This is a genomic window from Mesorhizobium sp. M7D.F.Ca.US.005.01.1.1 (assembly GCF_003952545.1).
In the GTDB taxonomy this organism is placed as follows: Bacteria; Pseudomonadota; Alphaproteobacteria; order Rhizobiales; family Rhizobiaceae; genus Mesorhizobium; species Mesorhizobium loti.
The window spans coordinates 6,667,093-6,682,778 of record NZ_CP034453.1; the positions used below are offsets into that span (position 1 = coordinate 6,667,093).

General features: G+C 64.3%; 13 protein-coding genes. 1 reads left to right on the plus strand and 12 read right to left on the minus strand.

The features are described 5' to 3' along the window. Positions 1–9: 9 nt before the first annotated feature. Both EJ076_RS32385 and EJ076_RS32390 read right to left on the minus strand, forming a co-directional pair. Positions 10–621, minus strand: coding sequence for an NAD(P)-dependent oxidoreductase (locus tag EJ076_RS32385; RefSeq protein ID WP_126070607.1), 612 nt, complete (start codon positions 619–621; stop codon positions 10–12). A gap of 43 nt (positions 622–664) precedes the next feature. Next, positions 665–1,303, minus strand: coding sequence for a DsbA family protein (locus tag EJ076_RS32390; RefSeq protein ID WP_126070608.1), 639 nt, complete (start codon positions 1,301–1,303; stop codon positions 665–667). Positions 1,304–1,435: 132 nt separating this feature from the next. Here EJ076_RS32390 and EJ076_RS32395 point away from each other — a divergent pair, with 132 nt between their 5' ends. Continuing rightward, positions 1,436–2,353: a LysR family transcriptional regulator gene (locus EJ076_RS32395; protein ID WP_109658653.1), complete on the plus strand. Its 918-nt coding sequence runs from the start codon at positions 1,436–1,438 to the stop codon at positions 2,351–2,353. Between the two features lie 12 nt (positions 2,354–2,365). On the opposite strand, the gene EJ076_RS32400 is transcribed toward EJ076_RS32395, so the two are convergent. From EJ076_RS32400 to EJ076_RS32445, 10 genes are all read right to left on the minus strand, one after another. Further along, the gene (locus EJ076_RS32400; RefSeq protein ID WP_126070609.1) at positions 2,366–3,982 is read right to left on the minus strand and encodes a GMC family oxidoreductase; all 1,617 of its coding nucleotides are present in this window, start codon (positions 3,980–3,982) and stop codon (positions 2,366–2,368) included. Then, entirely contained in the window at positions 3,979–5,493 is a 1,515-nt protein-coding gene (locus EJ076_RS32405) for an FGGY-family carbohydrate kinase (RefSeq protein ID WP_126070610.1), read from the minus strand. The genes EJ076_RS32400 and EJ076_RS32405 overlap by 4 nt, the downstream gene beginning before the upstream one ends. Positions 5,494–5,515: 22 nt before the next feature. Then, a complete protein-coding gene (locus EJ076_RS32410; RefSeq protein WP_206438839.1) occupies positions 5,516–6,334 on the minus strand; it encodes an aldolase in 819 nt (272 codons plus the stop codon). Between the two features lie 14 nt (positions 6,335–6,348). Continuing rightward, positions 6,349–8,046 carry a glycerol-3-phosphate dehydrogenase/oxidase gene (locus EJ076_RS32415; protein ID WP_126070612.1) on the minus strand — a complete coding sequence of 566 codons (1,698 nt, stop codon included), beginning with the start codon at positions 8,044–8,046 and terminating at the stop codon, positions 6,349–6,351. A 21-nt stretch (positions 8,047–8,067) separates the two neighbouring features. Continuing rightward, positions 8,068–9,063, minus strand: coding sequence for an aldo/keto reductase (locus EJ076_RS32420; RefSeq protein WP_126070613.1), 996 nt, complete (start codon positions 9,061–9,063; stop codon positions 8,068–8,070). Further along, positions 9,060–10,040, minus strand: coding sequence for a sugar-binding transcriptional regulator (locus EJ076_RS32425; RefSeq protein WP_126070614.1), 981 nt, complete (start codon positions 10,038–10,040; stop codon positions 9,060–9,062). The genes EJ076_RS32420 and EJ076_RS32425 overlap by 4 nt, the downstream gene beginning before the upstream one ends. Positions 10,041–10,065: 25 nt before the next feature. After that, entirely contained in the window at positions 10,066–10,989 is a 924-nt protein-coding gene (locus EJ076_RS32430) for an ABC transporter permease (RefSeq protein WP_245463119.1), read from the minus strand. A gap of 76 nt (positions 10,990–11,065) precedes the next feature. Beyond that, on the minus strand, positions 11,066–12,601 hold the full coding sequence (locus EJ076_RS32435; RefSeq protein WP_126070616.1) for a sugar ABC transporter ATP-binding protein: 1,536 nt from the start codon (positions 12,599–12,601) through the stop codon (positions 11,066–11,068). Between the two features lie 92 nt (positions 12,602–12,693). After that, positions 12,694–13,725: a substrate-binding domain-containing protein gene (locus tag EJ076_RS32440; RefSeq protein ID WP_126070617.1), complete on the minus strand. Its 1,032-nt coding sequence runs from the start codon at positions 13,723–13,725 to the stop codon at positions 12,694–12,696. Positions 13,726–14,028: 303 nt separating this feature from the next. Then, on the minus strand, positions 14,029–15,633 hold the full coding sequence (locus EJ076_RS32445) for an FAD-dependent oxidoreductase (protein WP_126070618.1): 1,605 nt from the start codon (positions 15,631–15,633) through the stop codon (positions 14,029–14,031). Positions 15,634–15,686: the final 53 nt, after the last annotated feature.

Consider the following 15,686-nt stretch of genomic DNA (forward strand, 5'->3'; position numbering starts at 1 on the left):
CTCGCCCACTCAATAGCCGACGGTAAAGCGCTGCCTGATGTGGGCCGGCTTCTCGATCTCATCGACCATGACGATAGCGTAGTCCTCGAAGGAAATGCTGCTGCCCTTGTCCGAGGCGAGAAGCGTGTCCTTGCCGAGGCGGAATTTTCCGGTGCGTTCGCCCGGAACGAACATGGCGGATGGCGACAGGAACGTCCAATCGAGGTCGCCGACCGTCTTCAATCTGTCCAGGAAGTCGGCGCCCTTCTGCGCTTCGGCCTTGTAGATCGCCGGGAATTCGGGGGTATCGACCAGCCGCTTGCCGGGCGCGACTTCGAGACTACCGGCGCCGCCGACGACGAGATAGCGCTTCACGCCGGAGGCTCGCACCGCGGCGATCAGTGTATCGGCATCGCTGTCCAGAAAATGCACCGCGCTGATCACGACATCGTGGCCATGGATCAGGTCGGCCAGACCCTTCTCGTCGAAGACATCGCCCTTCCTGGCCGTCACGCCCGGAAGCGAGACGATCTTTTCTGGGTTGCGCGCAATGCCGGTGACGGTATGGCCGCGATCGGAAAGTTCTCTGAGTAGGCGCGAACCGACAGCACCCGATGCACCAATGAGAGCGACTTTTGCCATATCTATTTCCTTATTCCTTGTTGGAGGTTTCTGGAGGACGGGATCACGCCGCCGCGATATGGGCGACGAGATTGTCGAAGCTGCCGAACAGCGCGTTCGAACCGATGAGCCGGGGCGCATCGTTGCGGATGACCGCCAGCGAAGGCACGCCGTCGGCATGCAGGCGCTGGAACAGCGCGCGGCCGCGGCCGACCAACTCGCGGTGGGCCGTCAGCAGTGTTTCGGTCGGCGCCTTAAGCATCTCGGCGGCGTCTGCCATACCGGCGTCGGCGAGCACCTCGGCCACACCGCTGGTCGTCACGACATCGCTGCCGTCGACATAGCGCGCCCGCTGGATCGTCTTCAGCGCGGCAAGCCGGCGGCTGGGATATTCCAGGCCGGCGGCGCTGATGCCGAGCGTGGCGGCATGCGAATCGAGCAGGGTCCCGCTGATATCGAGGACATTGCGCCGGTAGGCCGGCGTGAACACTTGTCCGGTCAGGCGCTCGATCCGTTGGTCGTTCGCCCAGGCGTGGGCGGCAAAACCTTCGTCCATCGGACGCGCGCCGGCACCGGAGAACAGGCCGGTCGGCAGCAGTTCGACGTGCAGGCCGGTGGCCGACAGCCTGTCGAGCATCGGGGTGGCACCATAGCACCAGCCGCAGAGCGGATCGAAAAGATAGGTCACTTCTGAATTGCTCATAATCGCTGCTACCCTTGATCCGGCTGCCGGCTTGGTCGAATGCCTTGGCTCATATGTGGCAGGCGGGGGTCTTGCGATAAATGGCGCCCAATAATACAAACTGTCTGATTCAATCAGACAAAGACTGCCACCTTGGCTGAACTTCTGAACCTCAATCGGCTGGCCTACTTCACCACGGTGATGGAAACCGGCTCGTTCACCGCGGCGGCGGACCGGCTTGGCGTCGCCAAGGCCGTGGTCAGCCATCAGATCGGTAAGCTCGAAGAGGAACTCGGCGCAACGCTGCTGCAGCGCACGACGCGGCGTGTCACACCGACCGAGGAGGGTCGCCTCTTCTATGACCGCGCGATGATCATCCTGCGGGAAGCGGAGGCGGCCTATGGCGAAATCTCGCGCGGAGGCGTCGAACCGAGCGGAACGCTGAGACTGACCGCGCCGCTCGACTACGGCACCAAGATGGTGGCTCCGGTCATGGCGGCCTATCTCAGAACCTATCCGCACATGCGCGTCGATGCCATATTCGATGACGCGGTCAGCAATCTGGTGGACGAGCAGATCGATCTCGGTATCCGTGTCGGCTGGCTCACCGACTCCTCGAACCAGGCGCGGCGCCTGGGTACGATCCGGCAGACCGTGGTGGCGAGCCCTGGCTTCGCGGCAAGCCTGCCGCCCGACGTGACGCCGCGCCAGGCAAGATCGCTGGCCTGGGTCGGCAACGCCCAGCTGCGCGGCATCGGCCAATGGCTGTTTTCCAGGGACAATGAGAGGGTGCTGACCGAGCTCAATCCAATCATCATGTGCGACAAGAGCCCGGCCGCCCTGGCTTGCGTGCTCGCCGGTATCGGGCTCGGCGTGTTTCCGGACTACAGCGTCAGCGACGATATCGCCGAAGGGCGGCTGGTACCGGTGTTTGCCGACTGGAGCTTGCCCACCGGCGGCATCCACGCCGTCTTTCCACCGGCCCGGTTCCGGCCCGCCAAGGTGCGCGCCTTCGTCGACCTGCTCGCGGCCGCGGAGAAAAGGCGATCGCGCGGCGTTGCCATGGCTTGAAGCCGATAGCGGTCAGCGGGCCTCTTGCAGGATCATCTCGGCTGCCTTCTCCGCGATCATGACGACCGGCGAGTTGGTGTTGCCCGAAACGATTGTCGGCATGATCGAGGCATCGACCACGCGCAGTCCGGCAAGCCCGTGAACACGCAGGCCATCGTCGACCACCGCCATGCTATCCAAACCCATCTTGCAGGTACCGACGGGGTGGAAGATCGTCGTGCCGATATCGCCGGCCTTGCGGATGAGGTCTTCGTCGCTGTCATACTGCGTGCCGGGCAGCATTTCTTCGGGCGCAAAGCGCGCCACGGCGCGGGCCTTCATCAGACTGCGGACATGGCGCAACGAGGCGACGGCCACGGTGCGGTCTCCCTCGGTGGAAAGATAGTTCAGCCGGATCTTCGCCGCCTCCCGTGCATCGGATGAACCCATATGTACGGTGCCCCGGCTTTCCGGTCGCAGATTGCAGACCGACACTGTCACGGCTGGAAAGCGATGCAGCGGCTCGCCCAGCCGGTCGGTGCTCAGTGGCTGCACATGATATTCGAGGTCGGGCGTTGCAAGGCGCGGATCACTCCTGGCGAAGATGCCGAGCTGGCTTGGCGCCATCGACAGCGGCCCGCTGCGCTTGAGCGCGTATTCCAGCCCCATCGACGCACGGCTGACCAGATTGTGGTAGCGCTGGTTGAGCGTCGCGGCATTGGCGACCTTGAAGACGGTGCGGATCTGCAAATGGTCCTGCAGATTTTCACCGACGCCCGGCAAGGCGTGACGGACATCCACGCCAATGCTCGAAAGCAGGTCGGGGCGGCCGACGCCAGAGAGTTCGAGCAGCTTCGGCGAGTTGATGGCGCCGGCTGCAAGGATCGTCTGTCCAGCGCGGACCTGGTGCAGGCGGTCGCCTTGGCGGAAGACGAGTCCGATGACGCGCCGGCCATCGAATTCGAGCCTTTCGGTCTCCGCGCCGAGCACCACGCGAAGGTTCTTGCGCGTGGCAATGCCGCGCAGAAACGCCTTCGATGTGTTCCAGCGCACGCCCTTCCGCTGGTTGACCTCGAAATAGCCCGACCCTTCATTGGTGCCGGTGTTGAAGTCTTCGGTGCGGGGAATGCCGAGTTCCTCGGCCGCGTCCCGGAAGGCGTCGAGGATCGGCCATGACAGCCGCTGCCGTTCGACCCGCCACTCGCCGCCGCTACCATGCATGGCGCTCTTGCCGCCATGGAAGTCTTCCGACTTGAGGAAGTAAGGCAGGACATCGTCCCAGCCCCAGCCGGCATTGCCGGCCTGACGCCAGCCATCATAGTCGGCTGCCTGGCCGCGCATGTAGATCATGCCGTTGATCGATGAACAGCCGCCAAGCACCTTGCCGCGCGGATAGTTGAGGCTGCGTCCGTTGAGACCGGCTTCCGGCTCGGTCTTCATCATCCAGTCGGTGCGCGGATTGCCCATGCAGAAGAGGTAGCCGATCGGGATATCGACCCAGTGGTAGCGGTCGCTGCCGCCGGCCTCGAGCAGCAGCACATTGTTGCGCGGATCGGCCGAGAGCCGGTTGGCGAGCACGCAGCCAGCGGAGCCGGCACCGACAATGACGTAGTCGTAACTGCCGAACGGGGACGGTGAAGCTTCAGTCACGTGTACGCCTGCTGTCCGGCGATGCGCTCCCACATCGGGGTCATCGCCTGGTTGATCTCGCCATACAGTCGATACCGCCGTGCATAGGCGTCGGCAACCGCCTCGTCAGGCACAAAGTGCCGGGCGGCGGCTGTCATGGCGGCGGCACCGGCGCTGTAGTCCGCGAAGATGCCGACGCCGGTGCCGGCAGCGATTGCCGCTCCCAGCGCGCCGGTCTCGCGGCTGCGCGCCACGGTGACAGGCACGCCGAGCACATCGGCGAAGATCTGCGGCCAGACCGTGCTGCGCGAGCCGCCGCCGGACAGCACCACCTGGTCGAAATCGGCGCCCGCTTTGTGCAAGGTCTCGACATGGCGCCTGTGCTCGAAGGCGACGCCCTCGAACAGCGCACGCAGCAGATGGGCTCGGCTGTGCCAGCCGGCGATACCGTAGAAGCCGGCGCGCGCATGGCCATTCTGCTGCGAGCCGTAAAGGAAGGGATGATAGATCGGGATGTCGCTGTTTGGATCGACGGAAGCGACGAGTTCGCTGCACAATTCGAACGGCGATTTGCCGGCCTCGCCGCCATGCTCGAGGAATTCGCGAACGATCCATTCGAGATTGGCGGCCGAGGTCGCGCTGGATTCGATCGCCAGATAGCGCTGGCGGTCGAAAGTCGACAGCATGAAGATCGAGGGGTCGCGGATCGGTTCGTCGGTGATGACCTGGTTGATGCTCCAGGTTCCGGCGATGACCGAGGCCGCACCGGTTCTGGTCACGCCCGAACCGACCGCGCTCGCGACGACATCGAACAGCCCGGCCACGACGGGCGTGCCGGCGCGCAGTCCCGTCAGAGCCGCCACCTCCTTGCTGACATGACCGGCAATGTCGGCCGATTCCAGCACCGGCGGCAGCAGGTCCCAGCAATCGCCGAGCCCATAGGCGGCAAGCAGATCCGGCTCGTAACGCCGGTCCCGCATCTGCAGCAGGCCGCAGCCCGACATGTCTGATGTATCGCTGCTGCGCGCGCCGGTCAGGCGGTTGACGACGAAATCCTTGCACAGGAAGACGGTGCCGATGCTGGCGAACAATGCCGGCGAAAAGCGCTTGAGCCAGGCAAGCAGGGTCGGCGTCTGCGCCGCCCACGGCCGTTGCAGGCAGTGTGCATAGGTGCGGTCGCCTACATTCTGCTCTGCCCATTCGGCAACGATGCCGACCGCGCGCGTGTCGAGCGACTGGATGCCGATCAGCGGTGCACCCGCGCGATCGAGCGCATAGAGCCCGTTGCCATGGCCGGCACAGCCGATGCCGACAATCTCGCCGGCGTCGATGCCGGCTTCAGCGATGCATTGGCCGATGACCGAAACCGCGTTGCGCCAGAGCTCGTTGAGGTCGCGCTCGACATGGCCGGGCTTTGGCATGGACGAGCGGCCGTCGCAGGCGGCAAGCGCCAGCTCGCGCCCCGACAGGTCGAAGAGGATGGCCTTGATGACGGTGTTGCCGGCATCGAGGCCGAGAATATACTTACCCATTGGGGCCTCCCGATGCTGCGGCCTATGCCTGGTTGTACAGGTCCCAGGCCACGCTGCCATCGGCATCGTCATGAATGATCGCCATCAGCCCGCGCACGACAGCAGTCGGGTTGGCATGCTGGTAGATGTTGCGGCCATAGACCATGCCAAGCGCACCCTGCGCCATCAAGGCAGCCGACTTGTCGAACACAGCGCGCAAATCCTCCTTGCCGCCGCCGCGCACCAGCACCGGGCAGCGCGCGGCCTCGACGACGCGGTGGAAGTCGTTGGGATCGGTGGTCGGGTCAGCCTTGATGATATCGGCGCCCATCTCGCGGGCAAGCCGGGTCAGCGTGACGATCTTTTCGGCGTCGCCGTCAACCATGTAGCCGCCATGCTCAGTGACCGGCAGCATGGCCAGCGGCTCGATCATCAGCGGCAGGCCGTATTTCTCGCAATCGGCGCGCACGCGGGCGATGTTCTGCACGCATTGCCGGAACAGATCCGGCTCGTCGGGCAGCATGAACAGATTGACCACGACGCAAGCCGCATCCATCTCGATGGCGCCAAGCAAGGGCTCGGCTTCGTTCTGCAGCACCGCCCACATCGCCCGGTGGCGTGTCCTGTTGTAGGGATTGCCCATGTCGATGCGCATCACCAGCGCCGGCTTGTCCTTGCCCGGCACCGCCTGCAGCAGATCGGCCTGGCCGTAGTTCATCTGGATGGCGTCGGGGCCGGCCTTGACCAGCTGGGTGACGACACCGGCCATGTCCTCGAGCCCGGCAAGAAAGCTCGGTTCGTTGCAGACGCCGTGATCGATGGCGACATCGAGGCAGCGGCCACCGCCGAACAGCCGGTTCATGCGGAATTTCTTGTTTACGCGCATAGGGCGCTCCTTTGATGCGTCTGGAGGTCGATGCCGTGCCGGTCGGCCAGCAAGGCCAGGAAGGTCGAGCGTTCAGCGGCAGCCTCACTGGCGCTCCACCCCTTGTGCGCCGCCAGCATGTCGAGAACGGCGTTGATGAGGTCGAAGCTGAGGCCACCCGAAATGGCAATGGTGGTGCGGCGCAGGAACAGGTCCGCAAGGCATTCGACCTGCTCACGCTCGAAGATGTGGCGGATCTCGCTTGCCGAGTAATCCGACCGGGGCAGCATCTGTTCGCCCGCCGGGTGCGAAACGAAATCCCCGGCCGACGTGCCATAGCGCTGCAGCAGCGTGTGCGCGCGCTCGACCGGCAGGCCGTGCTCGGCGGCGAATAATGCGCACCAGGCCTGCGGATCGGCCGGGAAGTCGCGACCGCCGCCGATGGCCATGTCCTGCGTGCCCATGCTGCGTGCGAGCCCCAGCCGCTTCAACGCCATATCGGCTGCCAGCGCCCCGAACGAGCGGAAGGTCGTCCACTTGCCGCCGATCATGCACAGTGTCGCCGGCAGGTGGCCGGCCGGTTCGACGAACTCGCAGAAATGATCACGCGGTATTCGGCTCGTAAAACTGTCCTCGCTGGCGGGCAACGGGCGCACGCCGGCGAAGCGGAACACGATCTGGTCTTCGGTGACCTTGATCGAGGGAAAAACAAAGGCGAGCGACTGCAGGATGTAGCGCTGCTCGTCCTCCTCGCAACGGACCTGGTCCGGATCATCGACCCGGATGTCGGTCGAACCGATCAGCACCTTGCCTAGATAGGGAAACAGGATGCAGATGCGCCCGTCCTCGTTCTCGTAGTAGACCATGTGACCGCTGAGCGCGCCGAGAAGTTCTGCGTTGTCGACGATCAGATGCGAGCCTTTGGTCCCGCCCATCATTTTCTGCGCCATCGCCCCGATGGCCTTGTTGGTCAGGTCGATCCAGCCGCCGGTGGCGTTGATGACCAGTTGCGCCCGCACCGGCAGTTCCTCGCCGGTCAACGTGTCGGTAATGGCAAGGCCGTCGCCGGTCGATGATATCAGTGCGTAGTTCAAGGCCCGAGCGTTCGCCGCGCTCGCCGTGGCGTCCAGCAGCATCTCCAGGCCGAGGCGTTCGGGCCGGCTCACCCAGGCGTCGTAATAGGTCGCCGAATTGCGGATCGCCGGGTTGATCGCCGGCCATGTCTTCAGGGTCTCGGCGCGCCCCCTGAACCTGTGCGTCGGCATCAAACGCCGTGCGGCGGTGAACAGGTCGTACATGGCAAGTCCGGTCTTGATGACCAGCGCGCCACGCCGGCTAGGCCGCCGCGTCAGCCCCAGGAAACGCACCGCACCGTTGGCGAGGCCGGAAAACATATCGAAGATCGGCACCGTCGTCGGCAACGGAGCCACATAGTGTGGGGCATTCCGCAGCAGACGGTCGCGTTCGAGCAGCGATTCGCGCACCAGTTTGAATTCGCCGTTTTCGAGGTAGCGCAGGCCGCCATGCACCATGCGTGACAGGGCAGCACTGGCACCGCTGCAATAGTCGCCTTTTTCCGTCAGCACGACATCGACGCCTTGCAGGGCCAGTTCGCGAAAGACGCTGATGCCGTTGATGCCGCCACCGATGACGAGCACGGCAACATCAGGCCGGTCGCGCAGACCGGCGATTGTATGGCTACGGTTCATCGGGGCTGTTGCCTTTTTTGCTCAGGCATCCATCGCGGTGAGATGCTCGGCCGCCGCCGCGTCGATTGCCGCAAGCTCGCTTGCCGCAAGCGTGATCTCCCCGGCCCGTGCATTGTCGAGCGCCTGTTCGGGATTGCGCGCGCCGCACAGGGCAAAAGTGATGCCCGGCTGGGCGAGCGTCCAGGCGATGACGATCTGCGCCATCGAGGCCTGGTGGCTTTCGGCGATCGGGGTGATGGCCGCTTTCAGCTTTGCCACCTTCTGACGGTTGGCCGTGGAGAGGCGTGGGTTGTCCTTGCGTTGGTCGTCGCCGCCGAATGTGCGCGCTGGGTCGACCGTGCCGGTGAGCAGGCCCAGCGCCAGAGACGAGTAGCTGAGGGTGGCGATGTCATGGCGGCGAGTGATCGGCAGCAGGCTGCTCTCGATCTCGCGGTCGATCATCGAATAGCGCTCCTGGATCGCATCGAGCTGGCCGGCGTCGATATAGTGGCCGAGATCCTCGGCGCTGACATTGCTGGCGCCAATGGCGCGGATCTTGCCGGCTGCCTTGAGCTTTTCCAGCACCGCCACCGTCTCGGCGATCGGCGTCGTCGGGTCCTGCCAATGGGTGATGTAGAGATCGATATGATCCGTGCCGAGACGCCGCAGGCTCTGCTCGACCTCATAGGCAATGCCGTCGGCGCCGAGATAACGGTGAACCGGCTTGCCGTCCTGGTCGAAGAAATGGCCCCCTTTGCCGGAATGCCAGTTCAGCCCGCATTTGGTCGCGATCACCACTCTGTCACGCTTGCCCTTGATGGCGGTGCCGACGATCGCCTCGCTGCGGCCCAGACCGTAGGCCGGTGCGGTGTCGATCAGGCTGAGGCCGGCGTCGATCGAGGCTTCGATCGCCTTGACCGACTCCTTCTCGTCAGTGCCGCCCCACATCCAGCCGCCAATGGCCCAGGTGCCCAGGCCTACAGCCGACGCCGATATGCCGGACTTGCCGATCTGCCGCTGGATCTGTCGAGAATTCATGCTGCCTCCTGTTCGGCCAGTTCGAGGATATGCAGCCCCGTGGCCTCGTCCGTGACGATGGTGTCGAGATGGTTGCCGCGCATGGCGGCGAGGATCGGCGCGACCTTGCTGGGGCCGCTTGCGATGCCGATCGAGCGCGGGATGGTCGCGAACTCGTCAAGCGTCAACGAGACCAGCGAACGGTTGAGCGAGTAGTTGCAAAGCTTGCCTTGGCGATCGATGAGATGGGCGAGCAGCTCGCCTGTCGCCCCGGACTTCTCGATCGCCTGGCGATCGGCGTTCGAGGACGGATGCAGGTCGTAATAGCTGGAATCGTCGGTCAGGATGGAGCCGACACCCACCACCGCCACATCGGCCTCGCGCGCCTTGCGAAACACGTCGGCGACAGAGCTGATCCCCATCAGCATCTCACGCTGCTGCGCGGTATCGGCAAACAGCGGCGCATGGATCTGATAGGCGCGCCCGCCGAGCTTGTCCGCCATCAGCGAGGCGACGTGGTTGACGTCGGTGTAGTGCTTGCCCTGCACCAGCCCGGTGGCCGGAATGATTTCGACGTCGTATCGGCGCCCCGGCTTGAGACCGGCGACCAGCGCGCTGACGCCCTTGCCACCGGTGATCGAAATCGTGTCGCCGTCCTTGATGGTGTCGAGCAGCAGCCCAGCCGCCGCCTCGCCGACCCGCCGCAGGGCTGTGTGCGGATTGTCGGAGACCGACGGCACCACCATCGCCCGTTCGATGCCGCCCAGCGCCACCAACCGCGCTTCCAGGTCGACCAGATGGTCGATCGGCGACTTGATCTTGATCTCGACGAGGCCGAGCTGGTGGCCGCGCTTGATGAGCCGGTTGACGGTCGCGTGCGAGATGCCGAGTTCCCCGGCGATCTCGGCCTGGGTCTTGCCTTCGACATAATGCAGGACAAGCGCCTGGTGCATCTGGCGGACAGCGGCGATGTCGTCGCGTGTGTTGGGAGGGGCCATGGTCTTGCTTCGCTGCCTTTGAGGTTCAGGACTTCTTGCGGTGCAGGAAGTGATCGATCGACACCGCGGCCAGCAGGATGCATCCCTTGATCATGTCCTGCCAATAGACCGAGATATCGAGCAAGATAAGCGAGCTCGTTACCACCGACAGCAACGCCATGCCGAGGATCGCCCCGAAGATGGTGCCCGAGCCGCCATTGAGCGAGGCACCGCCGATGACGGCCGCGGCGATGATGTTGAGTTCCATGCCGGCGCCGAAGGTCGGCGTCGCCGCGCCAAAGCGCGCCATGTAGATGACACCGGCCAGTCCGGCCAGCGTCGAGCACAGCACCGTGACCCAGAACTTCACCTGATTGGTCCTGATGCCCGAGAACTGCGCGGCCTTCTCGTTGGAGCCTGTGTAGAAAACCTTGCGGAAAGCCGTGGCGCGGCGCAGCAGGAAGTCGAAGATCGCCACCACGACGACGAAGATCAGGATGACATAGGGGATGTTGTTGAAGCTGCCCTGGCCGATGGCCTTGAAGGCCGGCGGCAGGGTGAACAGCGACAGCGGCGTGCCCTTGGTGACCACCAGGCACATGCCGCGCACGATGACCATGGCCGCCAGCGACGTGATGAAATGATTGAGGCCTATCACCGTGACGAAGAAGCCCATCGCCGCGCCGATCAGCGCGCTGACGCCGATGCCGATCAGGCTTGCCGTCCATGGATCGAGGCCGGCGAGGAACAGCGCGCCGGAGACCACCATCGAGAAACACACGACCGAGCCGACGGAAAGATCGATGCCGCCGACGATGAGCAGGATGGTCATGCCGACGACGACGATGCCTTCGATGGAAAAGCTCATCAGCATGGCGCGGAAATTGCCCCATGTCAGGAAGTGCGGCGAGGCAAAGCTCATGGCGATGCACAGCGCCAGGATGATGACGATCAGCCCGGCCTCGCGCATCGAGGCGAGCTGAGCGAAATTGATCCGCCGCCCGGCGGCCTTGATCTCGGCGTGCACGAGCGCTTCTCCTGATTGCCTAGGCGACATTCTGGGCCTGCCTTTGAGTTGAACTGTTCTGGACGCCCGAGGCGAGCATGATGATGGCTTCCTCACCAAGCTCGCCGGCGGAGAGTTCGCCGGCGATCCTGCCTTCGCGCACCACGAGAACGCGGTCGCACAGACCGATCAGCTCCGGCAGTTCCGACGAGATGACAATGACGCCGACACCGCTGCCAGCAAGCTGGCGCAGCAGCCGGTGGATCTCGACCTTGGCGCCGACATCGATGCCGCGTGTCGGCTCGTCCATGATGATGACCTTGGGGTCGACGGACAGCTGCCTGGCGATGGCGACCTTCTGCTGGTTGCCGCCGCTCAGCGTCGAGACGGCGGCATTGATGCCAGCCATGCGCACGCCGAGCCTGCCGGTCAGGTCCCTCGCCTGACGATCCTCGGCCCTGCGGTCGAGCAGGCCGAGCCGCCCGGTAAGCCTGGCCAGGTCGAGCGCGGAGATGTTCGCCGCGATCGGCAGATCGAGGAACACGCCGGAGCCTTTGCGATCCTCCGAGAGATAGACCAGCCCCGCTTTGACCGCATCGCCATAGCCGCGCAGCCGAAGCGGCTTTCCGTCGAGCGCGACGGCTCCCGCCGTCATTGGCCTGAGGCCGCAGACTGTTTGCGCGATCTCGCTGCGGCCGGCGCCGATGAGGCCGCCTATGCCGAGAATTTCGCCAGCGCGAAGCTGCAGATCGACGTCGGCGAAGCGGCGGCCATCGGAAAGCCCCTCGACCGAGAGGAGCAGGCGGCCCGGCTCTTGCGGCGCCAGCTTATCGGGATAGAGCTGGGTGATTTCGCGGCCGACCATCTTGCGCACGACATCGTCGGGAGAGACGGCGGCGATCGGATCGGTCGCCACGTAGCGGCCATCGCGGAAGACGGTGACGCGGTCGCACAGCGAAAAGATCTCGGCCATGCGGTGGCTGATATAGACCACCGAAATGCCGCGCTCCCTGAGCCCGCGCACGATCGAGAACAGGCGTTGCGCTTCGCTTTCGGTCAGCGCCGCGGTCGGCTCATCGAGCATCAGCACCTTGCAGTCGAGCGTCAGCGCCTTGGCGATCTCGACGAGCTGCTGGTTGGAAATGGAGAGGTCAGCGACCCTGGTGCGCACCGGAATGGGGGCGAGCAGGTCCATGATTTTCTGGGCATCGGCGTAGAGCTTCTGGAAATTCATCAGCGGCGCGCGCCGGCTGTTGATCGCGGCCATGTAGATGTTTTCGGCAACCGTGGCGTCCTGACAGAGCGCAATCTCCTGGTGGACAAGTGCAATGCCGAGGCGTTGGGCGGCCGCGGGCGAGTGGATCGAAACACGCTCGCCATCGATCAGGATGTCGCCCTCGTCAGGCTGCAATACACCGGCGATCATGTTCATCAGCGTCGACTTGCCGGCGCCGTTCTCTCCGCACAGCGCATGGATTTCGCCGCGCCGCAGCTCGAACTGCACGTCGCTCAGCGCCTTGACCGCGCCGAACGCCTTGGACAGGCTGCGGATTTCAAGAATGGGCGCCTGGGTCACGCCATGCTCCTGCGATGCTTGCGGGGGAGGAAGGAGGCCGAAGCCTCCTTCCCGGTTGGTTCGGCCTCGCGGAGGCCGGGGCGAGATCGAGATTATTCCTCGATACCCTTGGTGCCGCGACGCTTGAGATACTTGTCCCAGTAGAAGTCGTCCGCATTGTCCTTGGAGACGATGGAGAAGCCATTGTCGACGAAGGGCACGCTCATCGGATTGAAGCCCGAACGCTTGGCATCGTTCATCGGATCGATCAGGCCGGGATGCTTGGCCATCCACAGCAGCATGAAGCCCATATAGCCCTGCATGCCCTGGTTGGGATTGACCGAGCCGAAGATCTCGCCGGCCTTGATCATGTCGAGGATCTTGGCGTTGACGTCGGCGAGCATGACGCGGATCTTGCCGCCGCCTTCCTTGGCTGCCTGGGCGGCACCAATGGCCGAATTGGCCTCCGGCATGAACACGGCGCCGAGGTCAGGATGCGCCTGCGCCAGGCTCAGAACGGCCTGATAGGCCTTGGTCGGATCCTGGTTCGAAGCGGCGCGGCCGACGAGCTTCATGTCCGGCCATTTGGCTACCATGCGGGCGACGAAGGCGTTGACGCGCTTGTCGTGGTTGTCCTGACCGGGATTCTCCAGCACGGCATATTCGCCCTTGCCGTCCATCGCCTTGGCAACGGCGTCGGCGGCATAGGTGCCTTCGGCATTGTTGTCGGAGGTGATGTAGGAGACGCGCTTGGAATTCGGCGAGTCGGCGGCGAAGGTCACCACCGCGGTGCCCTGTTCGATGGCGCGGTTGATCGGCTCGATGAACGGATCGGAGTTCATCGGATGCACCAGTATGCCGGCCGGCTTCTGCGCCAGCGCTTGGTCGAAGGTGGCGATCTGCTTGTTGACGTCGTACTCCGGCGTACCCGTATAGGCGGTCTCGCAGCCGAACTGCTGGCCGGCCTGCTTGAACATTTCATAGACCGGGAACCAGTATTCGACACCTGAGACCATGACGTTCATGACGTATTTTTCACCCGGCTCGCATTTGAACGGGTTTGGGGTTTCGGCGCGTACCTGCATCGACCCAAAGCAGGTCGATGCAGCCGCCGCGATTGCGAGCGTGCTCAGAAATTTGCGCAAGTTTCCTCCCTTGGCCGAAGCCATCCTCAATGACCGTCGCAGGCGCCCAACGAGCGCTGCTGTATGGATTTGATGACGCCGACCTTCCTCCGAAAGCCGACGATCGGGACATTACAGCCCCGGCGCGTGTTGTCAATATAATTCACATAGTGAAATATATTTCATATCACACTTCCGATGTCGGGAAGCGCGAGCGTCATCGAGCCATGCCGCAGGGCCTGGAGACTTCCCGCAGCTTTGGCCGAGGGACATCAGCGGATCGTGGCGATGAGCGCGCTCCTTATGGCGCGCAAGGCCCCGCGATCACCTGTTTTGATGCAGGATCGTCTCGGCGGCGATGAAGCCCCATGTCAAATTGGGGCCCAGCGTCGTGCCCGCTCCTACGGCGCGAGTGCCGATGGGGTTGGCCATGGCAAGCCCGGCCGCATAGAGGCCGGGGATGATCGAACCGTCCGGCCTCAGCACCTGCGCGCGCTCATTGGTGCGGGCGCCGCCCTTGGTGCCGAGGATCGAGCGATTGATCGTCATGCCGACATAGGGCGCTTTGTCGATCGGCTTCAGCCGATTCTCGGGGCCATGCGCCTTGTATGCCTCCCAACCATTGTCGCCGCGTTGGAAGTCCGCATCGTGCCCCTTCGCGCAAAAGCCGTTCCAGCGGGCGATTGTCTCCTCAAGCGCCGCCGCCGGCAGTCCGAGCTTGGCGGCAAGGCCAGCGATCGTATCGGCCTTCTTGATCCAGTCGCGCTCGTAGGAGGCATACCAGCGGAAAGGCAGCGACGTTTTCAGGAAACGATGATCGCCGACGAGATAGCAGGGCAGATGGATCGGCGCGCCGTCCGGCCCGCGCGCATCGATCGCCTCGCCGATGTTGAACGCGTTTTCGCTGACAAAGCGCTTTGCATCGCGATCGACGACGATCGAGTGCGGCTCGGCCTGGAAGGTCATCGGCAAGCCGTGCGATTTTCCCTGGTAGCGCGTCGGCAGGCAGGGATAGACGTTCGCCTGATCCATGCGGTCCAGCTGCGCGCCAACGGAAGCCGCAAGCTTCTGGCCGTCGCCCTCATTGCCGCGCGGACTGCCGATCCGGTCGAAGGCGCCGGGGAAGTGGCGCGCACGCATCTCGGCATCCCATTCGAAGCCGCCGGTTGCGATGACGACGCCGCGACGCGCGACGATCTTCGCGCGCTGGCCCTCGCGCTCCACTTCCGCGCCGGTGATGCGCGAATCCGGATCCTGAAGCAGGGTGACGGCACGCGTTCCCGGCTGAAAGGTGACGCCGGCATCGAGGCAGCCCTTGATGAGCCCGGTCATGAGAGCCATGCCCTGGCCGCCGGAATTCGTCAGCCATCGCCATAGAAGCTTCGGCCAGACCTTGAACCCGGCGCGGATGGGATGGTGATAAAGATCGAGGTCGACGATCTCTTGATACGTGAAGCTGTGCGGCAGTGTGGAGCGGCGCAGGCTCCGTGCAAACTTGCCCAGGATACGGCGGCTGAGCGGCCTCGGCGAGAGCATGCGGCCGTAGAGCTTACCGCCAGGCGCTTCGGCAAAGGGATCCGGCTCGTTGATCAGGCGAAAATCGAGCGGCGTGTTGACGGACAGGAAGCGCAGCATGTCCGGTGCGGCCTTGGCGAACGCGCCCCAGAGCGCGTCCTCCTTCTGCTCCCACCCTTCGGGCGCGACGGCACGCAGATATGCGAGCGCGTCCTCGCGGCTGTCGGCGATGCCGGCCTCGGCCGCGACATGGTTGGCGGGTATCCAGACCCCGGCCCCGGACATGGCCGAGGTGCCACCCAGCCATTCGCTCTTTTCGATGACGAGCACCTTGAGGCCGCCCTTGGCGGCCCGCAGCGCCGCCGAGCAGGCAGCGGATCCCGAACCGATCACCAGAACGTCGTACTCGCCCATCGGCCTTCCCCTGCCATCATCACCACGGCACTATAGAGGCAGGAAATTTAATC

Bases quoted from the DNA above. Each gene is read 5' to 3' on its own strand.
- EJ076_RS32385 (WP_126070607.1), bottom strand. From the start codon at position 621: ATGGCAAAAGTCGCTCTCATTGGTGCATCGGGTGCTGTCGGTTCGCGC.
- EJ076_RS32390 (WP_126070608.1), bottom strand. From the start codon at position 1,303: ATGAGCAATTCAGAAGTGACCTATCTTTTCGATCCGCTCTGCGGCTGG.
- EJ076_RS32405 (WP_126070610.1), bottom strand. From the start codon at position 5,493: ATGGGTAAGTATATTCTCGGCCTCGATGCCGGCAACACCGTCATCAAG.
- EJ076_RS32410 (WP_206438839.1), bottom strand. From the start codon at position 6,334: ATGAACCGGCTGTTCGGCGGTGGCCGCTGCCTCGATGTCGCCATCGAT.
- EJ076_RS32415 (WP_126070612.1), bottom strand. From the start codon at position 8,046: ATGAACCGTAGCCATACAATCGCCGGTCTGCGCGACCGGCCTGATGTT.
- EJ076_RS32420 (WP_126070613.1), bottom strand. From the start codon at position 9,063: ATGAATTCTCGACAGATCCAGCGGCAGATCGGCAAGTCCGGCATATCG.
- EJ076_RS32425 (WP_126070614.1), bottom strand. From the start codon at position 10,040: ATGGCCCCTCCCAACACACGCGACGACATCGCCGCTGTCCGCCAGATG.
- EJ076_RS32430 (WP_245463119.1), bottom strand. From the start codon at position 10,989: ATGCGCGAGGCCGGGCTGATCGTCATCATCCTGGCGCTGTGCATCGCC.
- EJ076_RS32445 (WP_126070618.1), bottom strand. From the start codon at position 15,633: ATGGGCGAGTACGACGTTCTGGTGATCGGTTCGGGATCCGCTGCCTGC.